This window comes from Streptomyces sp. YS-3, assembly GCF_045257485.1.
Classification (GTDB): Bacteria; Actinomycetota; Actinomycetes; order Streptomycetales; family Streptomycetaceae; genus Streptomyces.
Map to the genome: position 1 here is coordinate 1 of NZ_JBJHPC010000504.1, position 5,253 is coordinate 5,253.

The 5,253-nt window shown below is 73.5% G+C and carries 5 protein-coding genes; 3 read left to right on the forward strand and 2 right to left on the reverse strand.

The window, feature by feature from the left end; translation table 11 throughout:
* Nucleotides 1-652: 652 nt before the first annotated feature.
* The 3 genes from ACJA3G_RS29295 (at nucleotide 653) to ACJA3G_RS29305 (ending at nucleotide 3,703) form a co-directional block, all read left to right on the forward strand.
* The gene (locus ACJA3G_RS29295; RefSeq protein ID WP_406556053.1) at nucleotides 653-1,507 is read left to right on the forward strand and encodes a MaoC/PaaZ C-terminal domain-containing protein; all 855 of its coding nucleotides are present in this window, start codon (nucleotides 653-655) and stop codon (nucleotides 1,505-1,507) included.
* Nucleotides 1,508-1,588: 81 nt separating this feature from the next.
* A complete protein-coding gene (locus tag ACJA3G_RS29300) occupies nucleotides 1,589-2,665 on the forward strand; it encodes a Zn-dependent alcohol dehydrogenase (RefSeq protein WP_406556054.1) in 1,077 nt (358 codons plus the stop codon).
* Nucleotides 2,666-2,743: 78 nt separating this feature from the next.
* Nucleotides 2,744-3,703 (forward strand): 3-oxoacyl-ACP reductase, encoded by a 960-nt coding sequence (locus ACJA3G_RS29305; protein ID WP_406556055.1) that lies wholly within the window; start codon nucleotides 2,744-2,746, stop codon nucleotides 3,701-3,703.
* A gap of 92 nt (nucleotides 3,704-3,795) precedes the next feature.
* Here the strand turns inward: ACJA3G_RS29305 and ACJA3G_RS29310 are convergent, their stop codons facing one another.
* Together ACJA3G_RS29310 and ACJA3G_RS29315 are read right to left on the reverse strand one after the other, a co-directional pair.
* Nucleotides 3,796-3,954, reverse strand: a complete 159-nt coding sequence (locus ACJA3G_RS29310; RefSeq protein WP_406556056.1) for a hypothetical protein — start codon at nucleotides 3,952-3,954, stop codon at nucleotides 3,796-3,798.
* Nucleotides 3,955-4,022: 68 nt separating this feature from the next.
* Entirely contained in the window at nucleotides 4,023-5,132 is a 1,110-nt protein-coding gene (locus ACJA3G_RS29315) for a hypothetical protein (RefSeq protein WP_406556057.1), read from the reverse strand.
* Between the last annotated feature and the right edge of the window lie 121 nt (nucleotides 5,133-5,253).

Sequence of the window (5,253 nt, forward strand, 5' to 3'; positions counted from 1 at the left end):
TCATATGGCTGACGCTACGGATTCGCCGGGGGCGGGCGGCAGAGGTTCTTGTACGGGGTTGCCCGGGACAAATGTCCTCGGGTCGCGGCCGTGTTGTGCCCGGATTTCGTCTGCGGGCCGGTGGGGGTTGCTCGCGCAGTTCCCCGCGCCCCTGGGGGGATGGGGTGACCCGGCGCCGAGAGGGCAGGGGCCGCAGGCCCCGCCCTTGAGGGGCGCGGGGAACTGCGCGCTCAGCCCACCACAACGGTCAGCCGACCTCCGGCCCCTTGAGGGGCGCGGGGAACTGCGCGAGCAACCCACCACAACGGTCAGCCGACCTCCGGCCCCTTGAGGGGCGCGGGGAACTGCGCGAGCAACCCACCACGACCGTCAGCCGACCTCCGGGCCAAATAGGGGCGCGGGGAACTGCGCGACCAGCCCACCACCCGCCCGCAGACAAACCCCGGGCAAATCGGCGGCGCGAGCGACAGCTCGCCGCACCTGACGACACGTCAGAACTGTTCCCTATTGCTCGCCGCTGCGTTATACATAGGCCCCATCAAGCCTAGAACGCGTTCTAGAACCGGCTCCGAGCCGGCCCCTGCGGCCTCGGCGCGGCCGACGGTGCGGACGGCCGCGCCGAGGTCTTCCACCTCCAAGGAGCACCTCCCGTATGCCCATCGACGTCGCCAAGGCGCTCGCCGCCGAGCCCCGGTCCACCGAGATCGTCTGGGATCACAAGGACATCCAGCTCTACCACCTGGGACTGGGGGCGGGCGTCCCGGCGACCGACCCCGAGGAGCTGCGCTACACCCTGGAGTCGCGGCTGCACGTGCTCCCCTCCTTCGCCACCGTCGCCGGCGCCGGCATGGGCGTGGTCGGCGGCCTCTCCGCCCCCGGCATCGAGATCGACCTCGCCGCCGTGCTCCACGGCGGCCAGGGCATCGTCCTGCACCGCCCGATCCCGGTGCGCGGCAAGGCGCTCTCCACCTCCAAGGTGGCCGCCGTCTACGACAAGGGCAAGGCCGCCGTCCTGGTGCTGCGTACCGAGGCCGCCGACGACGAGGGGCCGCTGTGGACCAGCGACGCCCAGATCTTCGTACGCGGCGAAGGCGGCTTCGGCGGCGAGCGCGGCCCCTCCGCCCGCACCGAGCAGCCCGAGCGCGCCCCCGACCGCACCGTCGAGCGCGCGGTGCGCGAGGACCAGGCCCTGCTCTACCGGCTCTCCGGCGACTGGAACCCGCTCCACGCCGACCCCGACTTCGCCGCGCTCGCCGGGTTCGACCGGCCGATCCTGCACGGGCTGTGCACGTACGGCATGACGCTCAAGGCCGTCGTCGACACGCTCCTCGGCGGCGAGGTGGCCCGCGTCCGCTCGTACACCACCCGCTTCACCGGGGTCGTTTACCCGGGCGAGACCCTGCGTATCCGGATGTGGGCCGCGCCGGGCCGTGTCCAGGTGGCGGTGACGGCCGTCGAACGCGACGACGCCCCGGTGCTCTCCGACACGCTCGTCGAACACGTCTGAGGTCACGTCTGAGGTCGCGTCAGAGATCACGCCAGAGATCACGTCTCCACTGTCCGAGTCTGATCCACAAGGAGCCGCACCATGCGCGCAGCCGTACTGCACGAGATCGGCCAGGACAAGCTCGATGTGCTCGACGACGTCGAGGCGGTGGGCTTCGGGCCCGGGAAGGTGCGCATCCGTATCCGCGCGACCGGGCTGTGCCACTCCGACGTCTCCGCGATGTCCGGCGTGCTCCCGCAGCCGGCCCCCTTCGTCCCGGGCCACGAGGGCGCGGGCGAGATCCTCGACGTCGGCGACGGCGTCACCTCGCTCGCCGCGGGCGACCGCGTCCTGGTGTGCTGGCTGCCCGCGTGCGGTGTCTGCGCCTCGTGCAGGCGCGGCCAGACCCACCTCTGCCTCGCCGGGTTCATGAACGCGGGCACCCCCAACTTCAGGCGCCCGGGCGTGGAGGTCTTCGGCTTCGCGGGCACCGGCACCTTCGCGGAGGAGGTCGTGGTCGCCGCCGGATGCGCGGTCCCGATCCCGGACGACGTGCCGTACGAGATCGCCGCGCTCATCGGGTGCGGGGTCACCACCGGGCTTGGCGCCGCCATCAACACCGCGCGGGTGGAAGCCGGTTCGTCGGTCGCCGTCATCGGCTGCGGCGGGGTCGGCATCTCCGCCATCCAGGGCGCCCGCGTGCAGGGCGCGGCGCAGATCGTCGCCGTCGACCCGGTGGCCTCCCGGCGCGAGGCCGCGCTCACCTTCGGGGCGACCGAGGCCGTCTCGCCCAGCGAACTCGACGACGCCAAGCAGCGCGTCACCGCCGGCGAGGGCTTCGACTACGTCTTCGAGGTCGTCGGCAAGTCCGCCACCGCCCGCACCGCCTACGGCGCGACCCGGCGCGGCGGCACGCTGTGCGTGGTCGGCGCGGGCGCCATGGACGACTTCTTCCCGCTCAACATGTTCGAGCTGTTCTTCGACGAGAAGCGGATCCTGCCCTCGCTGTACGGCGGCGGCGACGTGCTGCGCTCCTACGAGCGGGCCGTGGCGCTGTGGCGGGCGGGCCGGATCGACCTGGAGCGCCTGATCACCCACCGGGTGCCGCTCGCCGGGATCAACGACGCCCTTGACCAGATGCGCACGGGCGAGGCCCTGCGCACCAGCATCACCCTCTGAATCCCCCGCATCCAAATCCACCGCATCCGAATCCCCGCATCCGAATCCACCGCATCCCCGAAAGGACACGGTCGACCGATGGCACTGCCACTGGAAGGGCTCAGCGCGATCGTCACCGGCGCCGGGCGGGGCCTGGGCCGGGCCGAGGCCCTGGAACTGGCCCGGCTGGGCGCGTCCGTCGTCGTCAACGACTTCGGGCAGCCGGGCCGCGACGGCACCGGCGCCGCCTCGTCCGGCCCCGCCGAGGAGGTCGCCGCCGAGATCCGCGCGGCGGGCGGCGCGGCGGTCGCCCACACCGGAGACGTCGCCGACCACCAACAGGCCGGGGAACTGGTCGCGCTGGCGGTCGAGCGGTACGGCAAGCTGGACATCCTGGTCAACAACGCGGGCATCCTGCGGGACCGGATGATCTTCTCCATGACCGAGTCCGAGTGGGACGCGGTCATCCACGTCCACCTCAAGGGCCACTTCAACACCACCCACTTCGCCGCCGCCCACTGGCGCGGACGGTCCAAGGCGGCGGGCCACGCCGTCTACGGCCGGATCGTCAACACCTCCTCGGAGGCGTTCCTCGCGGGCTCCGCCGGCCAGCCCAACTACGCCGCCGCCAAGGGCGGGATCGTGGGCCTCACCACCTCCACGGCCCTGGCCCTCGCCAAGTACGGCGTCACCGCCAACGCCATCTGCCCGCGCGCCCGGACCCGGATGACCGAGGACGTCTTCGCCGCCATTCCCGCGGATCCCGGCAGCGAGGAGCCGGGGGAGGGCCGGCTCGACCCGCTGGCGCCCGAGCACGTGGCACCGCTCGTCGGCTATCTGGCGTCCCCCGCCGCCGCCCGCGTCAACGGCCAGCTCATGGTCGTGCACGGCGGGATGGTCGCGATCGTGGAGCGGCCGAAGGTGGCCGCCAAGTTCGACGCGGCCAAGGAGACCTTCTCGTACGGCGAACTGGACGAGCTGCTCACGCCGTACTACGCCGACCGCCCGGCGAACGAGACCTTCGCGGCGGCGGAGGTCCTCGGCCTCAAACGCGGCTAGCGGTTCGGGGGAACGGGCGGCCGGGCCCCGGTCATGCGTGAAGGGCCCGGGGATCAGCCGATCCCCGGGCCCTTCACCCCTCTTCGCCGGCGTCAGCGGCTGTCGCGGCCCCCGTCGCCGTCGCCCCGCCGGTGGCGGCCGTGGCCCTCGGCGGTCGGCTCCTCGGTCACCGCGGCGCCGCCCCGGTGCCGGCCGTGGCCGCCCGCGTCCGTCGTGGCTTCGGCGGACACGGCGGTCAGTGTCTCGGACATGTGGTGCAGTCACCCCGTTGTGTTTCGTCCCTTGCGTTCGCCGTGGATCTTAACCAGCCGCTCCCGGCCTACTGACGGCCGGTCAGCGGTGCCTGCGCGAGCGGCACGGGCCGCGGGACCCGCGGCTTCAGCGGTACGGGGGCGGGCCGGGGCAGGTCCGCCGGAGCCGGGACCGCCGCCACCGAGCAGGGCGCCGCGGGCGTCGTACACGGCAGCCGCAGCAGCCCCTCCCGCGTCCACAGGCCCGCGCCCGCCAGCCACCCGCCGGGCGCGGCCAGCTGGTGCAGCCGGCGGCCCGCCGGGCGCCACAGCCCCAGCCAGGTGCCCGCCGCCGCGTCGATCCGCAGCGCCACCGCGCAGCTCTCCGGCATCAGCACCTGTCCCGGCTGCACGGCGAACGGCGTCACCGCCGCGTCCGCGAGCCGCAGGCACTCGGGGAAGCGGACCGGCAGGGTGGAGCCGAGCACGCCCCAGCCGAGCCGGTCGTGGCCGGGGGCGTCGGAGCGCAGCAGCAGCAGACCGGTGTCGGGGTCCGCCAGCAGCAGCCGGTCCTCGCTCTCCTCGGTGATCTGGAGGAGCGGGCTCACCTCGCCGCCGCGCTCCAGGTCCACCGCGACCGCCTTGGTCCGCCCGTCCAGCTCCCGGTCGACCGCGAGCATCCGCCCCGTGCGGTCCAGCCAGACACCGCCCGAGCAGCGGCCCCTGAGGGTGGCGACGGGCTCCGGGCCGAAGGCGCCGCCCGCCACCAGCCAGAGCGTGCTGTCCTCGGGGCCGGCCGCCAGTGCGTACGCACAGCTGCCGTTCGGGGACGGCGGCAGCAGCACCAGCCGCCGCAGCGGATCGCGCGGGACCGTGCCGAGGGCGAGCTCGCCGGTGCCGGGGCCGGTCGGATACAGCAGGGCGAAGGCGTCCCGGTCCGCGATCCGGCGGTGGATCAGCACCCGCCCGTCGCCCATCGGCAGCACCGAGGCGTCCGGGTCCTCCGGCTGGTTGCCGGGCAGCGGCACCGCGTAGGGCTCGGGTCCGTCGAGGGTCCACCGCTCGGGGAACCAGCGGTCGTCCCCGCCCGGCGCCCGGACCAGGCGGGCCGCGTAGGAACCGTCCGCGGTGATCGTGAACTCGCTCTGCCGGACCGCGTCGCCGTTTCCGGCAGCGGTCTCGATGGCCAAGGCCGTCATGAGATGGCTCACCTCCGGCCCAAGAAGCTAGTTTTCGCACTTCCTGCCGAACAACACGAGACCACCCGCTTCACACCAAAGGATGGCCATCGGGCGATTCCCCGGTGGGAGGGGCGAGGGA